Source organism: Thalassorhabdus alkalitolerans (assembly GCF_042656525.1).
Classification (GTDB): domain Bacteria; phylum Bacillota; class Bacilli; order Bacillales; family Marinococcaceae; genus Thalassorhabdus; species Thalassorhabdus alkalitolerans.
Genome location: NZ_JBHSOZ010000003.1, coordinates 950,981 through 977,841 on the forward strand (window position 1 = coordinate 950,981; position 26,861 = coordinate 977,841).

Consider the following 26,861-nt stretch of genomic DNA (forward strand, 5'->3'; position numbering starts at 1 on the left):
ATGAAAAAGTCGAAAAAAAGCCCTTTACCTGAGGGGAGGTAAAGGGCTTTTTAACAACTGTTTTATATCCCATGTTTAATTGACATGCTGTTTTCTTTTTTGTTTCTCAAACTGAAAAGTGATCGTCCCCTGAGATTTTTCCTTCCAAGTGAGATAAGCGTTAAACTCGCTTTTCCCTTTAAACCCTTTAATTAGATTTGTTTTTCCGCTGCTTAATAATTTTTTAATATTTGTTTCACTGATTTTCTTTCCAAGGAGCCTTTTACTTACAATAAAGTCACAGCCATTTTTGTTATAAGCACTGCAGCCATACAGTTTTGTTTTATCCACGACCCCAGCTCCGCACTTAGGACACTGCCCAAGAGATACACTGTTTTCCCTGTTGTCCAAGGCTTCTGTGGATTCAGAAATATCCCAGGAAGAAGAGTTATTAATTGCATCCTTCACTAATTTATCAGATAGTTTTTTGGCATTATCGATAAAAGCCTTCGCATCAGCCTTTCCCTGCCCTATTTCACTTAAACGCTGTTCCCACCTTGCTGTGAGCTCTGCCGAAGCAAGCACAGTACCATTCACTGCTTCCACAAGAATGAAAGCTTTTTCTGTAGGGATAATTCTATGTTTTTCTTGTCTGATATAGGAAAGAGCCTTCAGTCGTTCAATAATACCAGCTCTCGTTGCTTCCTCTCCAAGCCCTCTTGTTTCTTTTAATACAGCCTTTAATTGCTGATCTTCAATTTTACGTCCGGCATTAGCCATGGATGAAATGAGTTCTCCCTCCGTGTACCGTTTAGGAGGCGTGGTTTTGCCCTCTTTCACTTCTGATCTTGCACAAAGACCGGTTTCGTTCTCCTGCAAAACGGGCAGATAGACATCTCTTTCATCCTTCTTCTGGCTTTTTTGAAGGGTACTTCTCCATCCTTCCTTTATCATCTGCTTGCCCTTCGTGTAAAAGAGGTGAGTTTCTACTCGGGTCACAATAAGCGTATGATAAAATTCTGCAGGATAATAATGAGCTGCAATTACCCGCTTAACGATTAAATCATATATCTTTCGTTCGTCTGCGGACAGCTCATGTAAAGAAGGAACATTTTCAGTAGGGATGATCGCATAATGATCGGTGACTTTTTTGGCGTTTACATATCTTCTGTCCTTCATTACATCCCTTTGGATGTTTGAAGCTATGTCTCTGTATGGTTCCAGCTGTTTCACTTGCTGAAGAAATTGAGGAAAGGACCGTGCTTCCTCTTCTGAAATAAATTCACTGTTCGTCCTCGGGTAAGAGATTAAGGACTTTTCATATAATGATTGAGCCAGATCAAGAGTTCTTTTCGCAGAAAACTTAAATATCTTGTTTGCTGTTTCTTGAAGTGTAGAAAGTTTAAAAAACTGGGGAGGCGGCTCTTTTTTCGTTTCCTTTTTTACCTTTTCAATTCGTGCTTCTTTCCCGCTCGTCTCCTCTTTTATCTTTTCCGCGATCTCCTTTTGAAACAGTCTGCTCTCATTGTCTTCTGTCTGATATTTTCCTTCAAAAACTTTATTTTCAAAACGAAATTGTCCAATCACTTCATAAAAGGGCTTCGATTCAAAAGACAGGATTTCTTTTTCTCGGTTGACAATCATGGCCAGCGTCGGTGTCTGCACCCTTCCGGCTGAATAGACAGAACGACCTCCGCCATTTTGTTGAATTAATAATGTATAGGCTCTGCTCATATTCATCCCGACAAGCCAGTCTGCATGGCTTCTTGCCAGGGCTTCAAAATAAAGAGGACGCGTTTCTTCAATATCAAATAAGTTCTCAAACGCTCTTTTTACTGCCTTTTTTTCCAGCGACTGAGCCCATACTCTCTTTACCGGCTTTTTCACTCCGCTTTGCCGGATCACAAGCTCGACGATAAGTTCTCCTTCTCTCCCAGGGTCGCCTGCAGCAATGATTTCTTTTACCTTAGGGTTGAGAAGAACTTCTTTGACAGCCTGGTACCTTTTTGCTTTTTCCTTTATCACTTTGTATTTAAATGTTTCAGGAATAATGGGCAGTGTATCAAGCTTCCATTTTTTGTACTGAGGATTTAATTCGTCAGGTCCGACCATTTCAAATAAATGACCAGAACACCAAGTCAAAAAGGCTCCTTGCGGAAACGTATCACAAGGAGAAATTTCTATATAATGACCTCTTTTTTTATGTTTAAACGGGGCTGCAAGCTTTTGAGCCTGGTTCCCCTTTTCAGCAACAATGGCTTGCATCTATTTCTCTCCTTATCGTTCTTCAATCAATTGAATAGTTTCATTGATTATCAGCTTAGAAAAATCATACACTACCTTTCTCAATAAGGGAATAAAAATGCTCCAATAACAATCATTTGCTGAATAGTAAGTTTTCTTGTTGACCTTATTAATACCTATTCAAGGGTGAACAAAAAATGCCTGCACATAAAAGATTACAAAGTAAATAATCAAGCTCGACTTTTGTAAGGGCTTCCTTTAGCTCCTTTGATTTTATGAAATGTAATAAGTTGCGTGTGTATTGAGGTGTAATATTAACATCTTCACCACTATCGCTTTATAATGGCTTAACGTTTCCTTGGTATTATGAAGGTGCGTCCATGAAAGTACTCTCTTTCAAGGCGTCCCCCTTTTATCCTTTGCACTAGTTGCAAAGGATATTTCTTTTTCTGCAAGTTTAACTGTGACAGATGTTTCTGAGAGGATATTATACATAAATAGAATCATGGTCATAGGTAAGAATCAAAACTATGGGCCTCAGGGTTATTGGATTTATATAATTATTTCTCCTGAGTCTCATACCCTTCCTTCAAGTACTGAAACTGCTGGAAGGCAGTGATGCACCCTAAACCTGCCTATCGTATTCAACTATACTAACAGAACCGAAAACACTCATTGCGAGTTTTTCAGGAGGCTTCCAGTGCTTCTTGAAGCTCTTCATTTTCATGTTCTGCTTCCAGCCAGTATTCCTCACCATCAGTAACAACTAAGATTGTTCCATGCTCTGGTGTTCCAAATACAGGAATGCCTGCCTCCTCTACTCTCTCAATAACTTCATCATGTGGATGACCGTATTCGTTTGCTCTTCCTGCGGAATACAGAGCTACTTCTGGAGCAACAGCCGAGAGAAAGTCTGGATTCGTAGAGGTGCTTGAACCATGGTGGCCAAGCTTTAATATATCCGCATGCAGCTGTTCCCTGCTTTCTTTAACCATAGCTGCTTCTCCTTCCTCCTCAGCATCTCCTGTGACAATAAATGAAATGCTGTCATAGGAAATACGCACGCTTACTGAATCCTCGTTTAAATCTCCTGTCAGTTCATCTGGGTGAAGAACATCCACTGATAAATCTCCGATAACATATTCTTCTCCTCTCCTTTGTTCATGGTAATTAGCCTCTGACTCTATGATAGCGTCCAAAGTTCGTTCAAAGGTTGCTGTTGTATGTTCCCCTCCTGACATCCAGACCTCATCCACCGGAAAGGACGCCAGCACCTCTTCCATTTGTCCGATATGATCAGCGTGGGGATGAGTACCAATGACAAGATCGATTTCTTCAATCCCTGCTTTCTGTAAGTATGGTACTACTTCTTCTCTGTCATGGCGTCCGGTATCAATTAATATTGTCCCTTCAGGTGCCTCGAATAAAGTCGCATCTCCTTGGCCAACATCAATATAGTGTACAGCTAAAAGGTTGTCCTGAGTTATATCTGATGGTGGTTCTGTCGTTTGACAACCAGAGATTAGAAGTAAAGCAGTAACCATAAAATAATATTTCATTCTACCCTTCCTTTACGTTGTTTCATAATCGTTCGGTTATTAGATAAAACAGCAAACAGAGCATTTTATACTTATGTTAACTCTAAAAAAGCAAGCAATCATTAATGAAAGCTTGCTTCTTATTGCTGATTCTATTATTCACTTAATACTTTTTCAAGATGTAAGAGGGTTAAGAAACGTCCATCCAAGTTAACAATCCCCTCTAGATAGTCTTCTTTCACTCCACCTATAATTTCAGGCGGAGACTCAATTCTATCGACTGGTATATCCAGTACATCATTCGCTCCGTCTACAACTAATCCTGCTTCTATTTCCTCAAGGGTAATCATTAAAATCCGTGTAGATTCATCAGCATGTTTCTCTTCAAGCCCAAACCGTTTTCTAAGGTCAATCACAGGTGTAATCACCCCTCTTAAATTCATGACTCCTATAATAAAAGACTGGACCCCAGGAATTCTTGTTACATTTTGCATTCGTTCGATGGACTGTACGTAAGTAACGTTTATGGCGTATTCTTCTTGACCCAATTGAAAAATAATCATCTTTAATTGGTCATTATCAGTTTCCGTAGTCATACATGGTACCGCCTTTCCTAAATTAGGTCTCTTACTGGCTGTTATTGTTTATAATATAGGCTTTCCCTGGCTGGAAGAGAAGGAATACAGCTTAAGTCTATGAAAAACAGCAGGATGAAAGCCTTCCCCAGGATTATTCCAGCCTACAAGAATCTCGTCAGGGAAGGCCATATCGGTATTCATCATAGTGAAGAGACTAACATTATCCTTACCTATACGGAATTTATTTAACGAGTGCGTTCGTATCTACAATCAGTGCTACTTGGCCGTCTCCCAAAATTGTCGCACCAGAAATAGCAAAAACATTTGAAAGGTAATTTCCTAATGATTTTAGCACCACATCATGCTGTCCGACCAGTGAGTCAACAATGAGGCCAGCCAGTTTTTCCCCTTTTTTTACAATTACCAGGGAATGAATCTGGTTCTCCAGCTTCTCTTTTGATACATCAAAAATACTCGAGAGAAAAACCAAAGGAACTATTTTCCCTCTAAAATCAATTACCTTCTGGCCATGATAATTGTAAATGTCCTCTTTATTGATAATCGCCGTTTCTACTATAGCTGATAAGGGCAAACCATATTTCTCCTCTCCGACCTCTACTAATAGGACATCTATTATAGAAAGAGTTAATGGAAGCTGAATGGAAAAAATGGATCCTTTTCCTTCTATAGAATCAACAGTTACAGACCCTCCTAACGTTTCAAACGTATTCCTCACTACATCTAACCCAACTCCACGCCCGGAGACGTCCGTTACTTCATCCGCTGTACTAAAACCTGAAGCAAATAAAAGATTGTAGACTTGCTGGTCACTCATCTTTCCTGCTTCTTCTTCCGTAACCACTTCATTTTCCAACGCTTTTTGAAGCACTTTCTGCTTATTTATTCCTGCTCCATCATCCTCTATTTCAATAAAGACATTATTTCCACTGTGGTAAGCCTTTAAGATGACTTTTCCTTCTTCCGGCTTTCCAGCTTCTCTTCTTACTTCCGGGCTTTCAATGCCATGATCAATGGAATTTCGAATTAAATGAACCAGTGGATCACCGATTTCATCAATGATCGTCCGGTCAAGCTCCGTTTCTGCGCCGATGACTTCAAGCTTTAATTGCTTCCCTAGTTCTTTAGACAAGCTGCGGACCATTCGAGGGAAACGGTTAAATACCTGTTCAACCGGCATCATTCTCATCGTCAGAATGATTTCTTGCAAATCCCCTGAAATTCTTGACATATGTTCTACCGTCTCATTGAGCTCATGATTGTTTAGTTCAGAAGAAATCTGCTCCAAACGTCCACGGTCAATCACCAGCTCCTCAAATAAATTCATGAGGACATCCAAACGTTCAATGTTCACTCTGATTGTTTTGTTTACCTCACCGCCAGATTTCTCTATTTTTTTATTCTCCCCCTCATTCGTAAATGGAGAAGTTTTTTCCTTGTTGTTTTCTTCATTACTTTTTACTGTGGTGTCCTTTTGCCTAGTGATCTCTTCTTTTGTTACTGAGTGAATATGTACTTCCTCTACTTCTGAGATACTTTCTAACTGGGCTTTTATCTTTTCGCCCTCTTCCTGAGAAAGAAGTGTGACAATAAACTCGTTTTCAAAATCTTCATTCTCTAATTTTTCAACGGGTGGGCTGGATTTCACTACTTCTCCAACACCTTCAAATACCTCAAAAACCATAAAAACGCGGGCAGCCTTCAGCATGGTTTGATTATCAAGCATTACTTTGATTTCAAAGACATTATAATTTTGTTCTAATGACTGTACTAGTACCGTGCTTTCGAATTGATCATAGAAGTGTTCAGTTTGTTTAAGAATTTCCTGATCTTTGACTGCTGCTATTTCCTGTAAGGGACTGCTGTTTTGAGCCTGATTCCCCTGCTGGATACGTTCAAGATTCGCTGCAATATCCTGAATATCTTTCTTTCCCTCTCCTCCTTGGGAAATATCAATGACCATTTCCTCCAAGGCATCTACAGCCTCAAAAATGATATCAATAACTTGAGAGGTAACACCCAGTTCATTGTTTCTTACAAGATCGAGAACGTTTTCCATTGAATGGGTAAGCAGAGCTAAATCCTGATATCCCATCGTGGCAGACATACCTTTTAACGTATGAGCTGAACGGAACACTTCTCCAACTACTGACAAGTCAGCAGGATCACTTTCCAAACGAAGCACGTTATCATTGATCGCTTGAATATGTTCCTGACTTTCTTCTATAAATACATCTAAGTATTCATTGTTATTCATAGGATCCACCTCAATTAGCTAAAGTACGTCTTTTCCTCAAAGAAAAGAGGAAAAGCTCGCTATGTAGAATCTGTTGCCAAACCATAGTGTTACATTTTGTTGTTGATTTTTCGGTAAAAGATGCTTCCTTGCACCCAAAGTTACAAGTGAGAGATTTGCATTCCCGGTGTCTTTTACGCCTCGGGCATAGTTTCGTCTTCCTTAGAAAAACCATCATGCGGGATCTTTGGATCGTGGTATAAGGCGTCTCGCGCTTTTATCTACAATCAATTACTTATAAAAAATCAACATTTCCCTTGCATAGAACCGACCCATTATTAAAGGAAGACTTACCTGCTCATCATTTTTCCTTATTCTTCATATCGACTAAATTACAATTCTTTTCACTCTTTCCTTTTACATACGATATTTTCATGGCCCGGAATATAAAGTTTTTTCCCGGAGACTAAAGGGAAAGGGTAAGATAAATTCTACTAAAGAGGAGGCTGACAGATGACAAATAGAAGTGATCATGTAGCAGGAGCCGCTATCACCTCAGTCAGCTATGATGAAAAAACGTATACCTTATATGTTAAGTTTGACAACAACGTCACCCATATCTTTCACGATATTCCCAGTCACATTTATGTTGCTCTATCCTCACAGACCGTTGATGATAGAGAGCAATATTACGAAGAAAAGCTTAAAGGTCAATTCCGTTCACAAATTATTGACCCTAATTCCTAGAGCTAATAAGTAAGAGTCTGGGACAAAACTGTCTCATCAAAATAAATAAGGCTCCAATTATCAAAAGACGATAATTGGAGCCTTATTTTTAGATCCAAAATTGCTGTAGAGTTGTCGTTGATTGTTCAAAAATCACGAAATCACTCCCCGAGATCCAGCGGGTTGATCTTTCCTGGTTAGTTGAAGCCTTGTCTCCGGGATAGAAGACACCGTGAATGCGAATGAAATGAAGCTTGAACGGTTGTGTACTTGTGCTTTTAGGTGCATGCCAGTGTATCTTTGAACAAACAAACAATAGAATACTGAAAACAAAAAAGAGCTCTCACCGATGATTCTTGAGTATCAGCTTCACTTAAATGGCACTTCCCTTGTTTCTAAGATACTTTAAATAAGCCAACTCTCTCCCTTCATAGAAACGCTTATCTAAAGCAGACATGCGAAACGCTTTTTCTTGTTCTTTCTTTGTGTACACTCTGGTCTGGAAATTTACCGTAAAACCAAGGAAATGAAATTGCACTTCCTGCTCTCCTCGCCTCTAAAATTTAGCTGACTTACTTCCTTATATATACTAATAGTAAATTTCAGGTAGCACAGAATATTTCATAAGAACAAAAAAACACAGCGGCTATCCCGCTGTGTTTTTATAAAATGACATTGTAGCCTATCATGATTATGAGAATAAGAGCAATCGCAAACTGCACCCAGTAGTACGTACGCTGACTCCCGGTAAGCTCTCCTCTTTTTGTACGGCCAAGGATTACTTCCATTAAATAAATAAGCCAAAGAGCCAAGATCGATTTAACAGTATAGTTAATCGGAAAGCCATAAGAAATTAATAAATAAACACCTGAAACGATCATAAGTACATAAAACAAACGAGCGATATGATGAGGAATCTTATACCCTTTTTCTTTGCCTTTTGTTAGGTTTATGTAAGCAATCACAAAAACGATAACAAGTAAAAGCCAAACCGAGCGGTGGATATTGAGCATTATGTCCAGCATGTTTCTTCCTCCTGTAATGTATGTAAGTGTAAGTAATTACCCTGCTTCATTATAATACAAGTTAGAAGGAAGACAAACTATTAACGACGAATTTTATCATTTGTTTGCAAAACCGTCATACAATAGAGAGATAAAAGAGGAGACACAAAAGACACTATAAGATTTCCACTTTTTTCTGTCTCTTTTTAATTAAGGTCGAAATACTTTCCGTTTGCCTCATAAACAATCCACTCAGCAATATTTGTTGCATAGTCAGCAATTCTCTCAATGTACCGGCCAATAAATGCTAACTGTGTGACTTCCTCAACTATTCCTGTGTTAGGGACAAGCTGAAATAGATTTCGAATAAATAAAGCATACTTCGTATCAATTAAGTCATCTTCCTGTGCTATTCTTTGGGCTGCAAGAACATTTCCTTCATTGTATGCACGCAAGGCTTTCTTAAGCATGTCGCACGCTTGTTCTGCAAGGACACATAACTCTATTCTTTCGTCTGTTAAAGCTCCTTTTTTTAGGCGCTTTCCTCCTTTGGCCATATCTACTGCCAAGTCCCCTACTCGTTCAAGGTCACTGGAAATTTTCAGTGCGACAATCACCGATCGCAAGTCGCTTGCTACAGGCTGCTGTTTTGCAATCATAAGAGTAACTGTTTCATTAATCGATGTTTCCTTTTTATTAATAATGTAGTCACTGGATATCACATATTCAGTCATAATCTGGTCATTATTACGCAAGGCGTAAATCACTTGCTCAAAAGCGTCAGTTGCGAGTTCACCCATTTCTAAAATGGTAGACCGTAAATTCTCCAGCTCTTTTATATAATGCTCTCTCACACCCATTTCTGCCCCTCACTTTCTTTTATCCAAAACGGCCTGTAATATAATCTTCAGTACGTAAATCTTGAGGAGTGGAAAACACTCTGTCTGTCTGGTCAAACTCTACCACTTCTCCATTTAGGAAAAAGGCTGTTTTATCAGAAATACGAGCCGCCTGCTGCATATTATGGGTGACTATAACAATGGAGTAATTTTTCTTTAGCTCCTGTACAAGCTCTTCTACTTTAAGAGTAGATTTTGGATCCAACGCTGATGTTGGTTCGTCCATTAAAATAACATCCGGTTCAATAGCCAGGCACCTTGCAATACATAACCTCTGCTGCTGGCCGCCTGATAATCCATAAGCATTTTCGTTTAATCGATCCTTCACTTCTTCCCAAATTGCCGCTCCTTTTAAGCTTTTCTCCACAATATCCTTAAGAATTTTTTTATCTCTAATTCCATGCACCTTCGGCCCGTAAGCCACGTTTTCAAAAATAGATTTTGGGAATGGATTTGGCTTTTGAAACACCATTCCTACACGGGTGCGAAGCTCTTCTACCCGGTAAGAGCGCTCAAAAATATTCTTGCCCCTGTAAAGGATTTCACCTGTGGTTCTCACACTAGGGACAAGTTCAACCATTCTGTTTAATGTTTTAATATACGTAGATTTTCCGCATCCTGATGGACCGATAATCGCTGTTACATGATTTTCCTGAATCGGCAGGTCAATGTTTTTTAATGCCTGAGTCTCCCCGTACCATAAATTTAGTCCTCTTGTATCATATATCACTTTGTTATCCTTCGACACCGGCTCTTCATTTAGCTTATTCTCAATTTTAATTTCACGGTTTTTCCGTAAGGTTGTAGCCATGATCAATCAGTCTCCTTAAAAATTAATATCGCTTTTGAAACTTTGCCCGAATGAGGATTGCCAGAGAATTTAATATAAACAAAACGAGAAGCAGGACAACGATCGTAGCTGCAGCTAAGTTCGCGTATTCATGAACCAGCACAGCATCAATCGTCCAGTAATATATTTGCATTGGCAGAGCTGTAAAGTTGTCCATTGGTCCCGATGGTACAGGAATTAACAAGGCAGGAATACCCAGGACGACAAGTGGTGCTGTCTCCCCTATAGCTCGGGAAAGTGCAAGGATTACTCCTGTTGCAATCCCAGGTATGGAAGCAGGAAGTACTACATTCTTTATCGTCTGCCACTTTGTTGCCCCCATCCCGTAAGACGCTTCACGCAGAAAGCCTGGCACAGAGCGAATGGCTTCCTGAGCGGACACTACGACAATTGGCAGAACAAGGAGAGACATCGTTAAAGCACCAGCTATGACGCTAGCCCCAAAGCCAAACATTCTTACAAATACAGTAAGTCCTAAAATACCAAAAACAATAGAGGGGACACCTGCTAAATTAGCAATGTTGGTTTGGATAAAAGAATGAAGACGACCCCTTTTGGCGTACTCTTCTAAATAAATGGCAGTACTTATGCCAAGTATCATAGTTACAGGTCCCACTATAAGCATCAGCCATAAAGTCCCTGTAATAGCCCCTCTGATCCCGGCAATCTCCGGATTTGATGAAAGTCTGTCAGTTAAAAACTGCCAATCAATCCAGCCTGCGCTGTCCATAGCTACGCGATATAACAGAATAGCCAGGACGACCAGCCCTATAAATGTAGAAACCAGGAACAAGTACTTTACTGCTTTATTCAACATGAGACGCTTGTTCATTTTCCGGTTTACAAGGTCAAGATCAATATATTCCTCTTGTTTCATTTCTGGCTGCTTCATGCTCAATTGCTTAATACACCTCCCTGAATCTCTTGCTGATGTATCTTGCAAGCATATTCATGGTCAAAGTAAAAACGAATAACGTCATGGCCACTGCATAAATACTGTAGTAGATAGGAGTACCCGCTGCCGCATCTCCACTGGTAACTTCTACAATATAAGCCGTCATTGTCTGCATGGATTGGGTGATATCAAAGGTAAAATTTTTAGAACTCCCGCTTGCAATCGTAACAATCATTGTCTCGCCAATCGCTCTGGAAATGCCCAAGACAAAGGAGGCAATAATGCCTGAAATTGCAGCAGGAATAACAACACGAAACGTCACTTCTAATTGGGTGGCACCTAACGCCATTGCCCCTTCTCTCATGGAATTCGGCACAGAATTCATAGCATCTTCAGAAAGAGAAGCCACAAGTGGGATGATCATTATTCCCATGACGATGCCCGGGCTTAACGCATTGGTAGCTGATAGTCCTGGAATGACATCTCTTAAGACTGGAGTCACGAATGTAAAGGCAAAGAAACCATAAACAATTGTTGGTATTCCTGCTAAAACTTCAATCATTGGCTTCAACACTTTTCTTGCTCTCTTCGAAGCATATTCGCTTAAATAAATAGCCGTAGTCAGGCCAATCGGCACAGCCACCAGGACAGCTATTAGAGTAGTCATCAACGTCCCCATGATTAAAGGGAGTATACTAAATTGGGGATCAACCGGGCTAAGGGGCCTCAATACCGTTCCTGAATAAAATTCGAAAAATGATACCTCTCTAAAAAACATGATTGTTTCCCCTATAAGAGTAAAAACAATTCCTACAGTAGTGATTACCGATACAAATGCAGCTGCAAATAATAATACTGGAATCGTTTTTTCAACGATTCTTAACGCATTTTTGGACTGTTTTTTATTTTTAATGATATCTTGCACGTTTGATGTCTTTAGCACAAGCAGCTGCCTCCTTTCACAACGAACCGTCACCTTTTGAGAATATTTATAAACAGATGAAAAGCAAAGCTGCTTCTCATCTGCTTTTCCTTAGGAAACCTTATTGAATAGATTGTACATCTTCAAGCTGTTCATTGAGCTCTTCCTCTGGAAGAGGAGCAAATCCAGTGTCACCAGCCAAATCATCGGCTACTTCAAATACATATTCAGCGAATGCTTTTACTTCTGGCTTTTCTTGTGCAGAGTTAATACTTAGATTTGTAAAAACAGGCCGGGTAAATGGTCCGTACTCCCCATCTTCTTCGATTGTATCCAAAGAAGGCTCTACCGGGCCGTCTCCAAAGTCAATTGCAACTGCTTCAAGCTCATCTGTATTATTCGCATAATACCCATAGCCGAAGAAGCCAATGGCGTTCTCATCCTCGGAAATTAAAGTGACAAGGGTAGAATACTCTTGTTGAAGGTTGATTGTCTGGACAAGATCCTGCTCATCAATAATCTCTTCTACAAAAAATTCGTTGGTTCCATGGTTCTCATTCGGGCCATAGAAATTTACCTGTTCATCAGGCCAGTCAGAGCGAATGTCAGACCACATGATCTCATCACTCTCAGTGATATTTCCTGTAACAAAAATTTCTTTAATTTCTTCTTCTGTCATTTCATTTGCCCAGTCATTATCTGGATGGATAACAATCGTTAATCCATCTAACGCTACCTTGTATTCTCTCGATTCAATACCGTTTGCTTCTAGTTCCTCAATTTCTTCCTCTCTAATTTCACGGGAAGCATTTGATAAGTCGGTTTCACCGTTCACAAACCTTTGCATGCCCGCGCTTGTTCCTGCGCGGCTGACTTCCACACTTACACCTTCCTGTTCATTTATCATAAACTCTTCAGCAATCCGAGCCATTAAGGGGTATACGGTGCCAGATCCATCAATTGCAACGGTACCGCTAAGTTCTTCACCAGCTTCGTTATTATTTTCTTCTGTGTTATTACCATCTGTTTCTTCCGCCCCACTCGTGGCAGCCTCCTCAGAAGTTCCCCCTTCTTCTCCTTCTCCACAAGCTGCTACAGCCGGTATAGCTGCTGCTAGTAAAAGAACTGATAACCATTTCTTAGTGTTCATCTGTCAATTTCCTCCCTTTTCTCCCAATAGGTATGTTCTTTGTCTCACGATTTATGTATCTATCGCTCACAATTGCAATTATAGGGAAGCTTCGTAAAGGAGATATTGTGAAATTGTAAAGATTGCGCAAAGAAATCTATTAATTTATTAAAAAGAAATTTACAATTCAAACTTTTTATATTTATCTCATTGTCAGTTTAATAGTTAGAAATTATCCCCGTAATAGTCCTCCTCTTCAGCAGTGCACTAAAAAAAGCTCCCTGTATATTCAGGAAGCTTCTTGCCTTGTTTATTGTTCGATTGTTTTTTTCCAGCCAGCATGCGCAGTTTCAACATTGCCTTGAAAATATTCCTTCGCTTCACTTACCAGCTGCTTATGGTTTCCAAAGTGGGGAAGATGAGTAAGTAAAAGTTCTTTTGCTTTCGCAGCATCTGCCAGTTTTCCTGCTTCATGACTGTTCATGTGGCCAGCTGCTGTTCCGTCTTGTCCGGCAAACAGGCTGCATTCAGCTATCATAAGGTCACAGTGCTGTGCATGGGAAGCAAGAGCGGGCATATATCCTGTATCCGCTGTGTAAAATACAGAACCCTTTTCTGTGGAAATGCGCATGCCGTAACAAGCTACGGGATGAGAAGTTTTCACAAAAGTAATTGTAAAAGGGCCTGCCATTAAAGGTGCCTGATCTGTGTATGGAAAAGCGGCAGCCAGATTTTTATAGGAGAGAGCAGAAAATCCTTGTGAATCTTCCTGGTGCCCATATATGGTTAATGGTTTCTCAAACCCTTCTCCATAATAAGATAGAACTCTGTGATAATGCAGGACTCCAATGTCTGCGATATGGTCATTATGGTAATGAGAAAGAACTACACTATCCAGGTCTTTTAAGTCAATATACTGTTGCAAAGATGAAACAACGCCACTTCCACAGTCTACCAGCATTTTGTATCCTTCTTCTTCAAATAAATATCCAGAGGTTGCTTCTCCGGCCCCCGGATAGCCATGCCAGTACCCAATAACCGTAATTTTCATTGCTTACCTCCCAGTTATTCTTTTCATAATCTCCCTGATTCCATTGTACCTTTTTCAGCTGCTTTTTGTCTCAACACGCTGCCTTCTGCTTTGCACTGTTCTCTCCCCTCGCTTTAACAAAAAAGTTCTATAAAAAAACTCCCGGTCTATTACTAGACCGAGAGTTTCTTTCTGCTTATGCTTCTTTTGGATATACGCTTACTTGTTTGCGCTTTTTACCAAGACGCTCAAACTTCACAACGCCGTCTACTTTTGAGAACAACGTGTCGTCACCGCCGATGCCAACGTTTGTACCTGGGTAGATACGCGTTCCTCTTTGGCGAACTAGGATAGAGCCGCCAGTTACAAATTGGCCGTCTCCACGCTTGGTTCCAAGACGCTTAGAGATAGAGTCACGACCGTTCTTTGTACTACCTACCCCTTTTTTCTGAGCGAAGAACTGAAGATTCATTTTCAACATGTCATTCACCTCCTTGATTTTCAGCAATAGTCATGTAATCGCCGTATTCTTCGGCAATGGAGTGAAGAGACACCAGCATTCCTTCTAATAGAAGCTGGACATCCTCAAATACACGCCCGCTTACATGAGACGGAACCGTGCAGCGGAGATATCCCCCATTGTCACTCATATCCACATCTAATTCAATATTGCATAAGGCGGAAATTCCATTCACCGCTCCAAGGGAGACTGCAGAAGCGCCTGCACAGACAATATCTTGTCCATAAGGACCTGACTCCGCATGTCCCGACATGGAAAACGAATGAATTGTATGATTGCTATTCCGCTCAACCACTATTTCAATCATGTGATTGTCCCTTATGCATTAATTTTGTTGATTACAACTTTAGTATATGGCTGACGGTGACCGATCTTACGACGGTAGTTCTTTCTTTTCTTGAACTTCCATACGATCACTTTCTTTTGACGGCCATGCTTGTCAACTTTTCCAGTTACACTGGCACCATCTACAAATGGAGCGCCGACTTTCATGTCATCTCCGCCAACAACCAATACTTTGTCAAAAGTTACTTCTTCGCCTGCAGAAGCATCCAGTTTTTCGATGTAAACTTCCTGGCCTTCTTCGACTTTGATCTGTTTACCACCAGTTTCAATGATTGCGTACATTTCTGCACCTCCTATTATACTCAGACTCGCCAATGCAGGTGCCTGGACGGGCTTAAAAACCTTCATTTGTGCGGTTGTAGTTTGGGTGCTTACCAAACGACTAACAAAAAAGATCATATCACAAATAAGATTCCAATGTCAATATCACATCATACGCCTTACTTGCTGCGTTTTAATTTTTTTGCCCGCTCCTTGACCGTCTCCTCGCTTGCCAGCAGCCTCACATGAATTTCCTCATGAATATGAGGGAGAGCTTCTGAAAGGTAAATTTTAAAACCATACCGTTTCTCCAGTTCATGGACATAGTAGTGGCTGTTTTTATCATTTAAAAAAGAAAGAACCTTAGCCGGCACTTCTAACAGCATAGCTTCCTCTTCCATGAAACGATATTCATGAATCAGACGATCAGTTCTTGCAGCCAGTGCTTCAGCAGAAGGTTCTGTGCCTTTCCCAACACACACACTGCAGGGATCTGAAAGAGTATCATTTAAATTCTGTCTAACTTTTTTCCTCGTCATCTCAACGAGCCCAAGCTTGGTCATCCCGGCTACGTTTGTTTTCGTTCGGTCTTTTCTTAATGCATGTTTAAAGGCCTGAAGAACTTCCTCTTGGTCTGTCTCATTTTTCATATCAATAAAATCTATAATGACAATCCCGGATACATCTCTTAGACGGAGCTGCTTTGTTATTTCCTTAATCGCTTCAATGTTTGTTTTCTTAATGGTTTCCTGCAGATTGTCACTTCCAGTAAACCTTCCTGTATTGACATCAATAACGGTCAAGGCCTCTGTCTGGTCAATCATGAGATAGGAGCCGTTTTTTAACCATACCTGCCTCCGGAGAGCTCTTTCAAGTTCCTTTTCTACTCCGTGCACAGAAAATATATTCTCTGTCCCTTTATACAATTCTACCTTGTGTGTATCTTTTGGGTCGTGCCGAAGAAGATGTTTGATGTGCTGGCTGTCCACCGGATTGTCAACCAGAATACGGCTGATAGTGGTAATGGGAAAGTCTCTGATAATTCTTTCTACTATGCCTCCTTCTTGATGAAGCACAGCCGGGGGCTTAACATCTCTGCCCCTATTACAGATTTCTTCCCAGTCTTTTCGTAAATACGCCAGGTCTTCTTTCACGTCATCAATAGCTAACCCTTCACAGATTGTACGAATAATCATTCCTTCCTCTGCTTCTTTCATATCGTGTCCATGTCTTCTCCACTCTTCCCTTATTTCTTCAGCAGACATCTTCTTAGAAACCCCTACATAGTTGCCGGAGGGCATATACACAATGTATTTCCCCGGAAGTGAGACCACTCCTGTCAAACGGGCTCCTTTGGTGCCAAACTCCTCTTTCGTTACCTGGACAATGATTTCTTGTCCCTCATGGACAAATTCGGAGATGTTTCTCTTTCTCTTTGTATCCTCTTCTTCATTAAGCTGCTGATATGCAAGGACCTCATCACGATATAGAAATCCGTTTTTACTGCGGCCTATATCCACAAAGGCCGCCTGCATGCCAGGGAGTACATTCACTACCCTGCCTTTGTAGACATTTCCTACTAAACGCTCTTCTTGTTGTCTTTCAATTAGAATTTCTGCTACTTGTCCATTTTCTTTAATTGCAGCTCTTTTTTCTAAAGTGATGGTATTTAAAATAACCTCTCTCAATGTATGCGCCCCCAATCGAAGAGACTCTCTATTCCGATTTTTCTTTATTATAAGACCTCTGTTTGTTCCATTGCCTTTCTTTTTTCCCGGATAAACATGATAAAATGCAATAAAAAGCCGACTCTTCTGCCGGCTTATTCCCTGGCTTTCCTCTCTATTATAAACGATCTGCTCCTCAACATATCCTTCCCATAACAAAAACCTTCCATTACCTTTTGTCTGAGGTAAGGAAGGTACTGAAAGACTTCATGCCAACATTTTCTCTGGTAATACCATAAAGAAGCTCTTCTTCCGATACCTTTTCCCCGTTTTCTTCGATCAGGAATATCGTATGTGCATTTTTTCGAATCATCTTAGCAGCATCAATCAGTCTTGTGTGTTGAGAAACTTTTTCTGTTCTTGATGGAAGAACACCCTTTACAAACATTCTGTTTCTTTCTAATAAAAACCTGAAAAAACCATACGGCTGCTGCTTCCGTTCTAAATAATGAGAAATATATAGAAATAACAAAATGACCCATGATTGTAAATGATAGGGGAATGAAAGAATTGTACCTATTGTTAAAAATACCAAAATAGAAAAGGAGAGTACAAGAAAATATTTTTGCGCTTTACGATAAGGCATAAAAGCAGTGCTGGCAAAAAAAAGGAGCTTACCTCCATCAAGGGGCCAGACAGGAAGAAGGTTAAAGAAGAAAATAACCCCATTATGAAACAAAAAGGTTTGATGGTCTGCCGCATTCCAATATGGAGTAAGCAGCATAATAAAGGAAAGGCCAGCCAGCAGCACATGCTGAATTGGCCCGGCGATGGTCACGGCTATTTCCTCTTTCAGCGGCCTGTTTCCATATTCATTTATTTCGGCAACTCCCCCGAAGGGAAGAAGCTCTATTTTTTTAATACGCCACTTATACTTATGGGCCATAAACGCGTGGCCCAGCTCATGAACGAAAACGATGAAAAATAACATAAGAATTTCATAAAAGTATCCTGTCACAATTCCGGTTGCTATTACTACCCAAAATAGAGGATGGATTCGAATTTTTTGCAAAATGCTAATCAAAAGAAATCACTTCGCTCGGATCAATGTATTGATCCTCTTCTTTTAACGCGAAGTAAAATATTCCGGATTCACTTCCTTCTTGAGTATTCACTTGCCCGATGTTTTCACCAGCTTGAATGTGATCATAAAGCTTTACTTCAACTTCCTCCAGCATTCCATACCATGATTCCCCACCATCATAGTGCTGCACAGCTACCGCTAAGTCCCATTCTTCATGAGGGCCTGCATGAATGACAATTCCTCCCCGCACAGCTTCCACATCAGCAGCACCAATGGTTTCAAGCATGATCCCTTTACCATTTTCAGTAAATGATTCTGTTACTTTTCCTGATGCAGGCACAGCATATTCTGCCTGGTAGGCATCTGCTGGTTCTGCTGCTGGTTGCTCGTCCTCTGGCTTAGGCATAAGTGCCAAAGGCTCCCCAAATCTTTCTTCATACCAACTTGAAACAGCAGCAAATTGAAATTCATTTTGATAGGAAGCTTCTATATATTCTCTGGCACCTTCAAATGCTGGATGACTTGTTTTGAATAATATACCGATAAGCAGGAATAAGCATAATGCAGCAAGGCCCTGCATCACAAACAGATATCTGCTTTTGGTCTGTGCTTCTGTCTTTTGTTCAGTCTCTCTCCATGAGTAAAATTCCGGCTCATGCTGCGGCATTTCATCATGACTGGGGTAATAGCCAAAATTGGTGGGAGTTACGTCTTTGTCTTTGTCTTTTTCTCTTTCCCTGTCTCTCATCCTTCCTTCTATTCCTCTTCGCTTTGCATCTGCTTCTCTTTTAACCTTGGAAAGCTTCTTAGACATTATCGGCCCCTCCCCTGGCGGGATTCTCTTGCTTCATGTTTATGACTTGTCCTTTTGATTTATTCCAGTAGTGAGGAGAGATGGAAACGGCAAGAGAAGTCTTTCCCATTTAATTGTACGAAGGACAATTATGTATTAACACTGTCAAAGAACATATCAATTGCAATAGTTTAATAGAAATTTGCATAAAAAAAATCACCCCTGAAATCAGAGTGATAACTTAATTCTCTTGAGCGTCTTTTGGCAGACTGTTTCGCAAACGTGCTTTTTCGTAGATGATTGTCATTTGCGTCGTATAACGTTTAAGATCTTCAACTTCATTAACCTCTTTAACTTTAGCCTGGAGATTTTCAAGCTTTTCTATATCTTCAGGTGTTAAATACTCATGTTTACTAATCATATCAGGCCCTCCCTTCAGAGTGCACTTCCTAACAAATCTCTTATCCAGTATGACCAGTTATCGCCATTTCATACTTTTCCCGAAAAACATGTTCAATACTCTTTTTTTAATGGCTTTGTTACAATTTGTTGTTAATTGTTGGTAAAAGACGCTTACTTGCACCTAAGGAACAAGTGCGACATCCCTTCAGCTTCTTTTGGATAACGTTCGCTGGCTTCATCTGCATCTGCTATCCCCGAAGGTCTCTCGCGCTTTTATATGACTTACAAAAAATCAACATTAGCCTTTAACGGAGCCTTTAAAATAAGGAAATCAAAGATATTTAGGTAAGGTAATAGAGGGAGAATAATGAGGTTCTTACTAAAAATATACCACATTCAGAAAAGCCAGGTAAAATATATGGACTCTCAGAAAATTTTAATAACCTTTGTTTCTGCTTCAAAAATTATTTCAGTTGAAAAAGCTAATGTGACAGCCCATTCCTGCATCATTTTTCTATTAAGATACACAGCAGCCATCAACATCATCCTGGACTGCTTGACTATCCTTGTTCTTTGTATAAAAAAACTCCCACTCATTACCATCCGGGTCATTGATCCAAAATTTATCCTGCAGGGCATAACAACAGTTTGTGTTCATTTCTTCTGTAATCTGAGATCCTGCTTTAACTAGACGCTCTTTATGTTTCAGGAGCACTTCTCCGCTTTTCACTTGAATTCCAAAGTGACCCACTTGGTTTCCATGTACTTCATTAACAAGGTTCAAAGTGAAGTTAAGAGCTAAATTTTCAGGCATAAACTTAGCGTAATTTTCTTTTACCTTAACAGGATTTTCTTCAAAAAGATCTGTGTAAAAATCAATGGATTTCTTCAGGTTAGTAACATGTAAACCGATGTGAACGTTCATTTTTGCCCTCCTGTTAAATCAATTTTTTTTGATGTATAGAGTAAAAAAATGACATGGCGTCACTTTTTACTCTCAATATCAACGAAACAGACAGCATAACTCTTCAGATAATAGCTTATTTACTTCCTGCTGGTTGAGCCGGTAATAGCTCCACGTTCCTTTTGTTTCTTGCAGAATAAGCCCTGCTTCTTTTAATACTTTCAAGTGATATGACAGCTTCGATTGAGACATATCAAAAATGTCCATCAAGTCACACACACACGTTTCTCCACTTCTGGTTAATTCATGCATGATCATTAGACGCTTTTGATCCGCAAGAGCTTTGAATTTTTTTTCATAAAGGGAAAACGTTTCCTCCGACGTCATAAAAGCAGCCGCTTTTTCCATATTTTCACCTCATCAAATATTCTTGATCTATATATACTATACAACAACCTGAATTTATTGACAATAATTAATCAAATATTTTTGATTAATTATTGTCAATAAACCCGTCTGAACAAACTGTATCCTCAAAACACAGAGTTTCAGACGGGAAGTTCACTAGGCTCTCATTCCAAAAAAACTTTTCACTTTTGCCATGAATCCCTTTTTCTCATCAATAGATAGTAAAGGAACAGATTCACCTAAAATGCGCCGGGCTATATTTCTATAACACATAGCCGCTTTTGTATTGGGATTGGTAGCAATAGGCTCACCTTTTTGAGCAGCTCTTAACACCTCTTCATCATCAACTACCATTCCTAATAGATCAATCGCAAGAATAGAAACCACATCATCGACGTCAAGAAGATCTTCCTCTTTCATCATGTGAGTCTTCACACGATTTACAACTAATTTAGGAGGCTCAATTGATTTTTCCTGTTCTAAAAGACCAATAATCCGGTCTGCATCTCTTACTGCAGCTACATCCGGTGTTGTCACCACAATCGCTCGATCCGCTCCGGCAACCGCATTTTTGTATCCTTGTTCAATACCAGCAGGACAGTCAATTAATACATAATCATAATCCGGCTTAAGCTCTTCAACTATTTTTTTCATTTGATCAGCATCCACTGCTGATTTGTCACTTGTCTGCGCAGCCGGCAGTAAATGCAGGCAGTCAAACCTCTTATCTTTAATAAGAGCTTGCGGGACTTTACAACGGCCTTCTGCCACATCTACCAAATCATATATAATTCGATTCTCCAACCCCATAATGACATCCAAATTTCTAAGGCCGATATCTGTATCTACTAAACATACATGTTTCCCCTGCAATGCTAAGGCTGTTCCAATGTTCGCTGATGTGGTCGTTTTACCGACTCCGCCTTTTCCCGATGTAATAACAATAGCCTCTCCCACAGCAATTCCTCCTTACTGACGTAACAGCAGCTGTCTTCTCTCATCAATGTTTCTTCTGTCTTTGCCTCGATAAGTAAGATGACAATTTACATTTATACCTTCATACGATCTCACGTTCTACAACCCTTCGAATGTTCCGTTTGCCACATGAGGGTATAGTTGACCCAGCTGTCGAGTTTTTTCAAAAGCTACTTCTTTTGTTTCCCGATGTATGTATGCATAGACCGGTTCTTCATTTGTATATTCATTATCTTTTTCATCCTCATACCGGTCAGGAGCATAATAAATGGTGTTACCTATTGATAATTGATTAGGTTCCATCACTGAAGCACATATAACAGTATCCTCATTCCCATCTACTCCGGCACGGACTGTTCCTTTTAAGGTTCCCATAACAAACACATTCCCTGTAGCCTCGACTGTACCCCCAGGGTTAATATCCCCTAACAAAAGAGCATCTCCTTGAATGCGAAGAACCTGTCCTGATCTAATGATCCGGGCAATGGATGTTATCGAGGATTCTTCTTTCATTTTTTCAGCTTCTTCAGTGGAAATCACCTGGGAAATGATGTCCTGGATCTTAATGACTCCTGTGCCTTCAATGATCTGCTGGATTTTGTTTCGATGATCCTCCTGCAAATAGCGATACCCTGTGTCTACTTTCACTTCAACTTCAGGTCCATTGCCAAACGCCTGCTTATCTGCTACTTTTTCTGTAAGTTCTTCCATGAGTGCCTCAAAAGAGCACTGGTCATCTAAAAGGATTGTCAGCCCATCCTTGGTACCTTTAATCGTCACTAAATTTCGTTTTGAACCTGTTTTCATCTGCCTCACCTCTACGGGCACATCCAAGTTGCTTTGAGAGTTTTCATTTACAATGCTGCTCTTTATCTTTTGAACAGTTGTTATCCTATTTAGAGGCCCATTTCTAATTTATACCTAAGTTACGTGTTCCACATTAGTATAGCAGGGGTGGTCCCAATAAGTTCCTTTTCAGCTAAAGTGAATAATTAGTTTACTTACCTTATGGGAAAAATCCCAATCCCCTCAAGTTTATTGCGGCAAAACCTATACATTGTGTTGTTTTTTCAGTTAACAGTAATACATTCCACATAGAAAAGTGATATTCCTGCATAGCAGTCTGTGTTTCTCGTATGTTTCGACTTTTTTCTATCTTTGCCTGAGTTCCTCTTGTTTTTCCATTTTTTCAAAAAAAGCCTGCAGTGGAAACAGCATAAGAATGCCGATCACACCATTTAATAAAAGAGATGGAAGCAGTCTTGTATTTAGAAAAACAGCCCACTCCATCGCTGTCAGGCCAATTACAGAATGCAGTCCATACGTAAGTATCTCAAAAATAATAACTGCTAACAACAAAACGCCAGTAAGCAAAGGCAGGCTCCTCTTGACCGACGTATAAGAAAACGCACATATATAGGCTACAAGCCCCAAACCAAACATATATATTCCAATTAAATCTGTAAATACAAAATCATAAAAAACTCCAGCTCCCACGCCATATAAAACACCTATCAGAGGACCGCGGAAAATCGAGATTAACACAATGACTATTAATACAAACCTGGGAACAAATATGGCCTCCTCAGTTAAAGAAGGAGGAAAAAAAATTTGGAACCAGGTACTTTCAATTAAAAATAAAAAAACCAGGAGAGCAGGAAGAATATACCGATTCATTACTCTCCCCCCTCCTCTGTCATTTGCTCTTCGATCGCTTCTTCCGATTCATCTGCTTCATCCTCTAAATATTCTTGCAGCATGGAATCTTCCAAATTATCGGTTGTTCGCTCTATGACACTTACGTAATCAATATTATGATAATTAGCTGCAGGCTCTACAACCGCGTTCATAGTAAGACCATATTCATCCGGTTCCACTTCAACAATCTCACCAATAACAAGTCCGCGAGGAAAAATACCTCCCAGTCCCGACGTACTGACTAGTTGTCCCGGCTCTATTTCAGCTTCCGATTCAATCTTTCTGAGTAGAAGACCTTCCCTGTCTTCATCCCAGCCTTCCACAAAAGCAAAGACCGGGTCTTCATCTGTGTGAATCATAGCAGAAACTCGGTTTGTTCGGCTATCATCAGATAATAGTTGAACTGTTGAAGTAAATTGTGAGACATTCTGTACCTTACCAACAAGCCCCTCAGGCGTGATGACAGCCATATTCCTTTCTATTCCATGCTGGGAACCCCGGTTAATTCCAATAACCTCTGTCCATTGGTCAGGTGAGCGATGTATCACCATGGCAGAACGCATGACGTAATCAGAGAGACTTTCTTCGGCATCTATCATGCTTTTTAAAGTTTCATTTTCCTGCTTCAAAGTTTGAAGCTCGGCTGAGGTGGCTGCATACTCATCAAGACGGGATTTCAGCAATTGATTTTCTTCATACACATTACGTAAGTCTTGCACGTTTTCAAAGACGCCCGCTACATAATGAGCGGGCCTGCTGAATACTGATTGTACAACGCCTACGGAATCTCGGGCAAACTGCTCAGGCCATGTTACTGTTTCCCTTTCTCTGAGGGAAAAACCGATCAATGCCACCAGGATGATAATGGAAACCATTAATATAATCAGGCGCTTATTTGAAAAGAAATGAGGCATAAACGGACACCTACTTTATTGTAACTTACGGTTAGATCGCGAAGTAATGCCTGCTTTTGAATGAAACAGATGCAAGTTTTCAAGTGCTTTTCCTGTACCAATTGCCACACAATCCAAAGGATTTTCTGCTACATGGACAGGCATGTTTGTTTCTTCACTCAACACCTTATCCATATTCCGAAGCAGCGCCCCACCGCCAGTCAAAACGATCCCCCGGTCCATAATGTCTGCTGCTAGTTCCGGCGGAGTCTGTTCCAGCGTACTTTTTACATTTTCCACAATTGTGCTCACGGTATCCTGGAGTGCCCCTGAAATTTCTTCAGCTGTAATGGAAATCGTTTTAGGGAGACCGGACACTAAATCTCTTCCCCTGATTTCCATATCCTCTACTCCCTCAGGTGAGCCTGCTGACCCAACTTCCATTTTAAGAGCTTCAGACGTTCTTTCTCCAATCATCAGGTTGTACGTTTTTTTCACATGATTGATAATTGAATCATCCATCTCATCACCAGCTACTCTGATTGATTGGCTCGTAACGATACCGCCCAAAGAGATAATAGCTACTTCTGTTGTCCCGCCGCCAATGTCGACAACCATGCTTCCGGTTGGCTCCCACACAGGTAAATCGGCACCAATCGCAGCGGCAAACGGTTCTTCTATCGTAAATGCCTCACGGGCACCGGCTTGTTTCGTCGCATCCTCAACCGCTCTCTTTTCCACAGCGGTGATTCCTGAAGGCACACAGACCATTACATTGGGCTTACGGGTAAACATGGAACGGTTTTTTTGAGCTTGATTAATAAAATAATTCATCATTGTAGCAGTTGTATCAAAATCAGCAATCACACCGTCTTTCATTGGCCGGACCGCTACTATATTTCCAGGTGTACGGCCAATCATGTTTTTAGCATCATTCCCCACCGCTTCAATCGTACCAGTATCGGTACGCATGGCAACCACCGAAGGCTCTCTGACAACGACTCCTTTACCCTTAACGTACACAAGTGTATTTGCGGTACCTAAATCTATACCAAGATCTCTTGAAAAACCACCCAACATCTATGTATCTCCCTTCATTGTTCACTTTCTATTTATTCATTTTAGTTACAGTTTTTGTTTGTCCCTTTTTAGAAAACATGTGTTCATCTTATACAGGAACTTTCCATCTTTTGGCACAAAAATGAGAGCATCTCCTTATCATTCGCTTTGGTAAGCGAAGACCCTGCTGCTTTGGTCCATCCTCCTCTGAATGCCTCTGCCTTCAGTAAAAGATGTGAAATATAAGGGAAAATGCTCTTCACATAAGCCGAATTTCACAACTAGTCTTTATTATACTTAATCTTATTAAAAAAAAATAGCCTAAACGTTTGGTTTTGAAAATTTAATTATTTTGTATGAGTAATAGAAAATCAATGGAGGGACTGAGACCTAGAAAAGTGGGAATTAGAGAGGTTATTCCTGATAGGGGTAGAGTACTTTACTATATACAGCCTTTTTCCTTCAAGCTGATAAATTGCCTGTCCCCAATAATGACATGATCAAGGACTTCTATTCCTATGATTCGTCCACATTCAATTAAGCGTTTGGTCACTTCAATATCCTCTTTACTTGGTGTGGGGTCTCCTGAGGGGTGATTATGAAGGCATATTACCGAAGCGGCTGAACGTTTTAACGCTTCTTTAAACAATTCTCTTGGATGGACAATGCTTGAATTTAAACTTCCTATAAAAAGAGTTTGTCGATGAAGAACTTGATTTTTTGTATTCAGACAAAGAACGACGAAATGTTCCTGTGTTAAAAACCGCATTTCTTCCATTACATATCTGGACACATCTTCCGGACTCCGAATGACGTAGCGTTCATCTGCCTGATATGTATAGATTCTTTTGCCAAGCTCAAGAGCAGCTCTGATTTCCACCGCCTTTGAAATACCTATCCCTTTTACTTTAGTGAGCTCTTCTATGGTGGCTTCCTTTAAAAGGTGAAGACTGTCGAATTGATAAAGCAGTTCCTGAGCAACGTGCATCACCGATGCGTTTTTGGTACCGGTACGGAGCAGGATGGCTAACAATTCATTTGTAGAGAGCCGGTCTGGACCTTCTTTTACCATCTTTTCCCTTGGTCTTTCACGTAATGGCACATCCTTAATAAGAAATGAAGAATCTGTCAAATTGTTTCCTCCTTTAATATGGTAAGGGCCGATCCCTTCCCCTCTTCTGCAGGGAGAAGAGACCGATTCCTCAGTTATTAAAATAGGGATAAACGTCATATTTTCTTAGTTCTCTCACTAAACGAGCAACAGGAAGCCCGACAACATTAAAGTAATCACCATGTATTTCTTTCACTAAAAAGGAGCCTATGCCTTGAATTCCATAACTTCCTGCTTTATCAAAAGGATCTTTTGTCTTCACGTAACTTTCTATTTCTTCAGAATGTAAAGGATAAAAAGTCACATCTGTTTTCTGGTGAAAGGAAAATGTTTGTTCAGGAGAAATTATCGATACGCCGGTATAAACGTGGTGCGTAGCATCAGATAAATCCGCTAACATTGTTCTGGCCTCTTTTTCACTCTTTGGCTTGCCCAAAATCGTATTATTGAATACTACAACTGTATCTGCACCAATAACTACACTCTCTGGGAAGTCTTTTGCTACATGCTTTGCTTTATGAACAGCTAAGCGTTCTACCGTACTTGCAGGAGAATTACCAGGAATTATTTCCTCGGGGATGTTGCTTTTTACGACTGTGAAGGAAAAACCTAGTGTGGAAAGAAGTTCTTTGCGCCGGGGGGATCCTGAGGCTAAAATAAGAGAATTCATAAGGGGCAACCACCTTTTCAATA

At 40.3% G+C, this 26,861-nt stretch carries 29 protein-coding genes and 1 other annotated feature; of the genes, 1 reads left to right on the forward strand and 28 read right to left on the reverse strand.

What is annotated here, in order from left to right:
* Nucleotides 1-75: 75 nt before the first annotated feature.
* The 4 genes from ACFPU1_RS07485 to ACFPU1_RS07500 form a co-directional block, all read right to left on the reverse strand.
* Nucleotides 76-2,244 (reverse strand): DNA topoisomerase 3, encoded by a 2,169-nt coding sequence (locus tag ACFPU1_RS07485; protein ID WP_385939846.1) that lies wholly within the window; start codon nucleotides 2,242-2,244, stop codon nucleotides 76-78.
* Nucleotides 2,245-2,909: 665 nt separating this feature from the next.
* Complete coding sequence (locus ACFPU1_RS07490) at nucleotides 2,910-3,782, reverse strand: ComEC/Rec2 family competence protein (protein WP_385939848.1); 873 nt, start codon at nucleotides 3,780-3,782, stop codon at nucleotides 2,910-2,912.
* Nucleotides 3,783-3,916: 134 nt separating this feature from the next.
* The gene (locus ACFPU1_RS07495; RefSeq protein WP_054635043.1) at nucleotides 3,917-4,357 is read right to left on the reverse strand and encodes a chemotaxis protein CheW; all 441 of its coding nucleotides are present in this window, start codon (nucleotides 4,355-4,357) and stop codon (nucleotides 3,917-3,919) included.
* 223 nt (nucleotides 4,358-4,580) lie between these two features.
* Nucleotides 4,581-6,614, reverse strand: a complete 2,034-nt coding sequence (locus tag ACFPU1_RS07500; protein WP_385939850.1) for a chemotaxis protein CheW — start codon at nucleotides 6,612-6,614, stop codon at nucleotides 4,581-4,583.
* A gap of 492 nt (nucleotides 6,615-7,106) precedes the next feature.
* Between ACFPU1_RS07500 and ACFPU1_RS07505 the strand changes: the two genes are divergently transcribed.
* Nucleotides 7,107-7,340, forward strand: coding sequence for a KTSC domain-containing protein (locus ACFPU1_RS07505; RefSeq protein ID WP_054635044.1), 234 nt, complete (start codon nucleotides 7,107-7,109; stop codon nucleotides 7,338-7,340).
* Between the two features lie 352 nt (nucleotides 7,341-7,692).
* Here ACFPU1_RS07505 and ACFPU1_RS07510 read toward each other — a convergent pair whose 3' ends face one another.
* From ACFPU1_RS07510 to ACFPU1_RS07625, 24 genes are all read right to left on the reverse strand, one after another.
* Nucleotides 7,693-7,857, reverse strand: a complete 165-nt coding sequence (locus tag ACFPU1_RS07510; RefSeq protein WP_157049695.1) for a hypothetical protein — start codon at nucleotides 7,855-7,857, stop codon at nucleotides 7,693-7,695.
* 124 nt (nucleotides 7,858-7,981) lie between these two features.
* The gene (locus ACFPU1_RS07515; RefSeq protein ID WP_054635045.1) at nucleotides 7,982-8,344 is read right to left on the reverse strand and encodes a DUF1516 family protein; all 363 of its coding nucleotides are present in this window, start codon (nucleotides 8,342-8,344) and stop codon (nucleotides 7,982-7,984) included.
* 185 nt (nucleotides 8,345-8,529) lie between these two features.
* On the reverse strand, nucleotides 8,530-9,177 hold the full coding sequence (gene phoU / locus ACFPU1_RS07520; RefSeq protein ID WP_374701187.1) for a phosphate signaling complex protein PhoU: 648 nt from the start codon (nucleotides 9,175-9,177) through the stop codon (nucleotides 8,530-8,532).
* A 25-nt stretch (nucleotides 9,178-9,202) separates the two neighbouring features.
* Nucleotides 9,203-10,033, reverse strand: coding sequence for a phosphate ABC transporter ATP-binding protein PstB (gene pstB / locus ACFPU1_RS07525; protein ID WP_054635047.1), 831 nt, complete (start codon nucleotides 10,031-10,033; stop codon nucleotides 9,203-9,205).
* 22 nt (nucleotides 10,034-10,055) lie between these two features.
* Nucleotides 10,056-10,964 carry a phosphate ABC transporter permease PstA gene (gene pstA, locus ACFPU1_RS07530; protein WP_385940493.1) on the reverse strand — a complete coding sequence of 303 codons (909 nt, stop codon included), beginning with the start codon at nucleotides 10,962-10,964 and terminating at the stop codon, nucleotides 10,056-10,058.
* A 10-nt stretch (nucleotides 10,965-10,974) separates the two neighbouring features.
* Nucleotides 10,975-11,892, reverse strand: a complete 918-nt coding sequence (gene pstC, locus ACFPU1_RS07535; protein ID WP_385940495.1) for a phosphate ABC transporter permease subunit PstC — start codon at nucleotides 11,890-11,892, stop codon at nucleotides 10,975-10,977.
* 118 nt (nucleotides 11,893-12,010) lie between these two features.
* A complete protein-coding gene (locus tag ACFPU1_RS07540; RefSeq protein ID WP_385939854.1) occupies nucleotides 12,011-13,039 on the reverse strand; it encodes a phosphate ABC transporter substrate-binding protein PstS family protein in 1,029 nt (342 codons plus the stop codon).
* 289 nt (nucleotides 13,040-13,328) lie between these two features.
* Nucleotides 13,329-14,069 carry an MBL fold metallo-hydrolase gene (locus tag ACFPU1_RS07545; protein WP_385939856.1) on the reverse strand — a complete coding sequence of 247 codons (741 nt, stop codon included), beginning with the start codon at nucleotides 14,067-14,069 and terminating at the stop codon, nucleotides 13,329-13,331.
* Between the two features lie 175 nt (nucleotides 14,070-14,244).
* Nucleotides 14,245-14,529: a 50S ribosomal protein L27 gene (gene rpmA / locus ACFPU1_RS07550; RefSeq protein ID WP_100399767.1), complete on the reverse strand. Its 285-nt coding sequence runs from the start codon at nucleotides 14,527-14,529 to the stop codon at nucleotides 14,245-14,247.
* 1 nt (nucleotide 14,530) lies between these two features.
* Entirely contained in the window at nucleotides 14,531-14,875 is a 345-nt protein-coding gene (locus ACFPU1_RS07555) for a ribosomal-processing cysteine protease Prp (protein ID WP_385939858.1), read from the reverse strand.
* An 11-nt stretch (nucleotides 14,876-14,886) separates the two neighbouring features.
* Nucleotides 14,887-15,195, reverse strand: a complete 309-nt coding sequence (gene rplU, locus ACFPU1_RS07560; RefSeq protein WP_054635051.1) for a 50S ribosomal protein L21 — start codon at nucleotides 15,193-15,195, stop codon at nucleotides 14,887-14,889.
* 12 nt (nucleotides 15,196-15,207) lie between these two features.
* Nucleotides 15,208-15,281: a sequence feature (ribosomal protein L21 leader region), on the reverse strand.
* A 72-nt stretch (nucleotides 15,282-15,353) separates the two neighbouring features.
* A complete protein-coding gene (locus ACFPU1_RS07565; RefSeq protein ID WP_385939860.1) occupies nucleotides 15,354-16,862 on the reverse strand; it encodes an Rne/Rng family ribonuclease in 1,509 nt (502 codons plus the stop codon).
* Between the two features lie 208 nt (nucleotides 16,863-17,070).
* A complete protein-coding gene (locus tag ACFPU1_RS07570) occupies nucleotides 17,071-17,925 on the reverse strand; it encodes a M50 family metallopeptidase (RefSeq protein ID WP_385939862.1) in 855 nt (284 codons plus the stop codon).
* Nucleotides 17,918-18,739: a peptidoglycan DD-metalloendopeptidase family protein gene (locus ACFPU1_RS07575; RefSeq protein ID WP_385939864.1), complete on the reverse strand. Its 822-nt coding sequence runs from the start codon at nucleotides 18,737-18,739 to the stop codon at nucleotides 17,918-17,920. Before ACFPU1_RS07575 ends, ACFPU1_RS07570 begins: the two co-directional genes overlap by 8 nt.
* Before the next feature lie 220 nt (nucleotides 18,740-18,959).
* A complete protein-coding gene (locus ACFPU1_RS07580) occupies nucleotides 18,960-19,139 on the reverse strand; it encodes a hypothetical protein (RefSeq protein ID WP_054635055.1) in 180 nt (59 codons plus the stop codon).
* A gap of 498 nt (nucleotides 19,140-19,637) precedes the next feature.
* On the reverse strand, nucleotides 19,638-20,045 hold the full coding sequence (locus ACFPU1_RS07585) for an ArsI/CadI family heavy metal resistance metalloenzyme (protein ID WP_385939866.1): 408 nt from the start codon (nucleotides 20,043-20,045) through the stop codon (nucleotides 19,638-19,640).
* A gap of 78 nt (nucleotides 20,046-20,123) precedes the next feature.
* On the reverse strand, nucleotides 20,124-20,411 hold the full coding sequence (locus ACFPU1_RS07590) for an ArsR/SmtB family transcription factor (protein WP_054635152.1): 288 nt from the start codon (nucleotides 20,409-20,411) through the stop codon (nucleotides 20,124-20,126).
* Nucleotides 20,412-20,588: 177 nt separating this feature from the next.
* Nucleotides 20,589-21,389: a septum site-determining protein MinD gene (minD, locus tag ACFPU1_RS07595; protein WP_054635056.1), complete on the reverse strand. Its 801-nt coding sequence runs from the start codon at nucleotides 21,387-21,389 to the stop codon at nucleotides 20,589-20,591.
* 117 nt (nucleotides 21,390-21,506) lie between these two features.
* On the reverse strand, nucleotides 21,507-22,214 hold the full coding sequence (gene minC, locus ACFPU1_RS07600; RefSeq protein ID WP_100399776.1) for a septum site-determining protein MinC: 708 nt from the start codon (nucleotides 22,212-22,214) through the stop codon (nucleotides 21,507-21,509).
* 345 nt (nucleotides 22,215-22,559) lie between these two features.
* Nucleotides 22,560-23,084 carry a rod shape-determining protein MreD gene (gene mreD, locus ACFPU1_RS07605; protein WP_054635059.1) on the reverse strand — a complete coding sequence of 175 codons (525 nt, stop codon included), beginning with the start codon at nucleotides 23,082-23,084 and terminating at the stop codon, nucleotides 22,560-22,562.
* A complete protein-coding gene (gene mreC, locus ACFPU1_RS07610) occupies nucleotides 23,084-24,019 on the reverse strand; it encodes a rod shape-determining protein MreC (RefSeq protein ID WP_100399777.1) in 936 nt (311 codons plus the stop codon). The genes mreD and mreC overlap by 1 nt, the downstream gene beginning before the upstream one ends.
* Nucleotides 24,020-24,034: 15 nt before the next feature.
* On the reverse strand, nucleotides 24,035-25,078 hold the full coding sequence (locus ACFPU1_RS07615) for a rod shape-determining protein (RefSeq protein WP_100399778.1): 1,044 nt from the start codon (nucleotides 25,076-25,078) through the stop codon (nucleotides 24,035-24,037).
* A gap of 421 nt (nucleotides 25,079-25,499) precedes the next feature.
* A complete protein-coding gene (gene radC / locus ACFPU1_RS07620) occupies nucleotides 25,500-26,189 on the reverse strand; it encodes a RadC family protein (RefSeq protein ID WP_269799453.1) in 690 nt (229 codons plus the stop codon).
* Nucleotides 26,190-26,259: 70 nt separating this feature from the next.
* A complete protein-coding gene (locus ACFPU1_RS07625; protein WP_385939870.1) occupies nucleotides 26,260-26,838 on the reverse strand; it encodes a Maf family protein in 579 nt (192 codons plus the stop codon).
* Between the last annotated feature and the right edge of the window lie 23 nt (nucleotides 26,839-26,861).

Bases quoted from the DNA above. Each gene is read 5' to 3' on its own strand.
- rpmA (WP_100399767.1), bottom strand. From the start codon at position 14,529: ATGTTGAAAATGAATCTTCAGTTCTTCGCTCAGAAAAAAGGGGTAGGT.
- minC (WP_100399776.1), bottom strand. From the start codon at position 22,214: ATGAAAACAGGTTCAAAACGAAATTTAGTGACGATTAAAGGTACCAAG.
- ACFPU1_RS07500 (WP_385939850.1), bottom strand. From the start codon at position 6,614: ATGAATAACAATGAATACTTAGATGTATTTATAGAAGAAAGTCAGGAA.
- ACFPU1_RS07490 (WP_385939848.1), bottom strand. From the start codon at position 3,782: ATGAAATATTATTTTATGGTTACTGCTTTACTTCTAATCTCTGGTTGT.
- ACFPU1_RS07615 (WP_100399778.1), bottom strand. From the start codon at position 25,078: ATGTTGGGTGGTTTTTCAAGAGATCTTGGTATAGATTTAGGTACCGCA.
- ACFPU1_RS07580 (WP_054635055.1), bottom strand. From the start codon at position 19,139: ATGATTAGTAAACATGAGTATTTAACACCTGAAGATATAGAAAAGCTT.
- ACFPU1_RS07590 (WP_054635152.1), bottom strand. From the start codon at position 20,411: ATGACGTCGGAGGAAACGTTTTCCCTTTATGAAAAAAAATTCAAAGCT.
- ACFPU1_RS07575 (WP_385939864.1), bottom strand. From the start codon at position 18,739: ATGTCTAAGAAGCTTTCCAAGGTTAAAAGAGAAGCAGATGCAAAGCGA.
- ACFPU1_RS07505 (WP_054635044.1), top strand. From the start codon at position 7,107: ATGACAAATAGAAGTGATCATGTAGCAGGAGCCGCTATCACCTCAGTC.
- ACFPU1_RS07555 (WP_385939858.1), bottom strand. From the start codon at position 14,875: ATGATTGAAATAGTGGTTGAGCGGAATAGCAATCATACAATTCATTCG.
- ACFPU1_RS07585 (WP_385939866.1), bottom strand. From the start codon at position 20,045: ATGAACGTTCACATCGGTTTACATGTTACTAACCTGAAGAAATCCATT.
- ACFPU1_RS07545 (WP_385939856.1), bottom strand. From the start codon at position 14,069: ATGAAAATTACGGTTATTGGGTACTGGCATGGCTATCCGGGGGCCGGA.
- ACFPU1_RS07485 (WP_385939846.1), bottom strand. From the start codon at position 2,244: ATGCAAGCCATTGTTGCTGAAAAGGGGAACCAGGCTCAAAAGCTTGCA.
- ACFPU1_RS07495 (WP_054635043.1), bottom strand. From the start codon at position 4,357: ATGACTACGGAAACTGATAATGACCAATTAAAGATGATTATTTTTCAA.
- mreC (WP_100399777.1), bottom strand. From the start codon at position 24,019: ATGCCTCATTTCTTTTCAAATAAGCGCCTGATTATATTAATGGTTTCC.
- mreD (WP_054635059.1), bottom strand. From the start codon at position 23,084: ATGAATCGGTATATTCTTCCTGCTCTCCTGGTTTTTTTATTTTTAATT.
- ACFPU1_RS07540 (WP_385939854.1), bottom strand. From the start codon at position 13,039: ATGAACACTAAGAAATGGTTATCAGTTCTTTTACTAGCAGCAGCTATA.
- pstB (WP_054635047.1), bottom strand. From the start codon at position 10,033: ATGGCTACAACCTTACGGAAAAACCGTGAAATTAAAATTGAGAATAAG.
- pstA (WP_385940493.1), bottom strand. From the start codon at position 10,964: ATGAAGCAGCCAGAAATGAAACAAGAGGAATATATTGATCTTGACCTT.
- ACFPU1_RS07625 (WP_385939870.1), bottom strand. From the start codon at position 26,838: ATGAATTCTCTTATTTTAGCCTCAGGATCCCCCCGGCGCAAAGAACTT.
- rplU (WP_054635051.1), bottom strand. From the start codon at position 15,195: ATGTACGCAATCATTGAAACTGGTGGTAAACAGATCAAAGTCGAAGAA.
- ACFPU1_RS07515 (WP_054635045.1), bottom strand. From the start codon at position 8,344: ATGCTGGACATAATGCTCAATATCCACCGCTCGGTTTGGCTTTTACTT.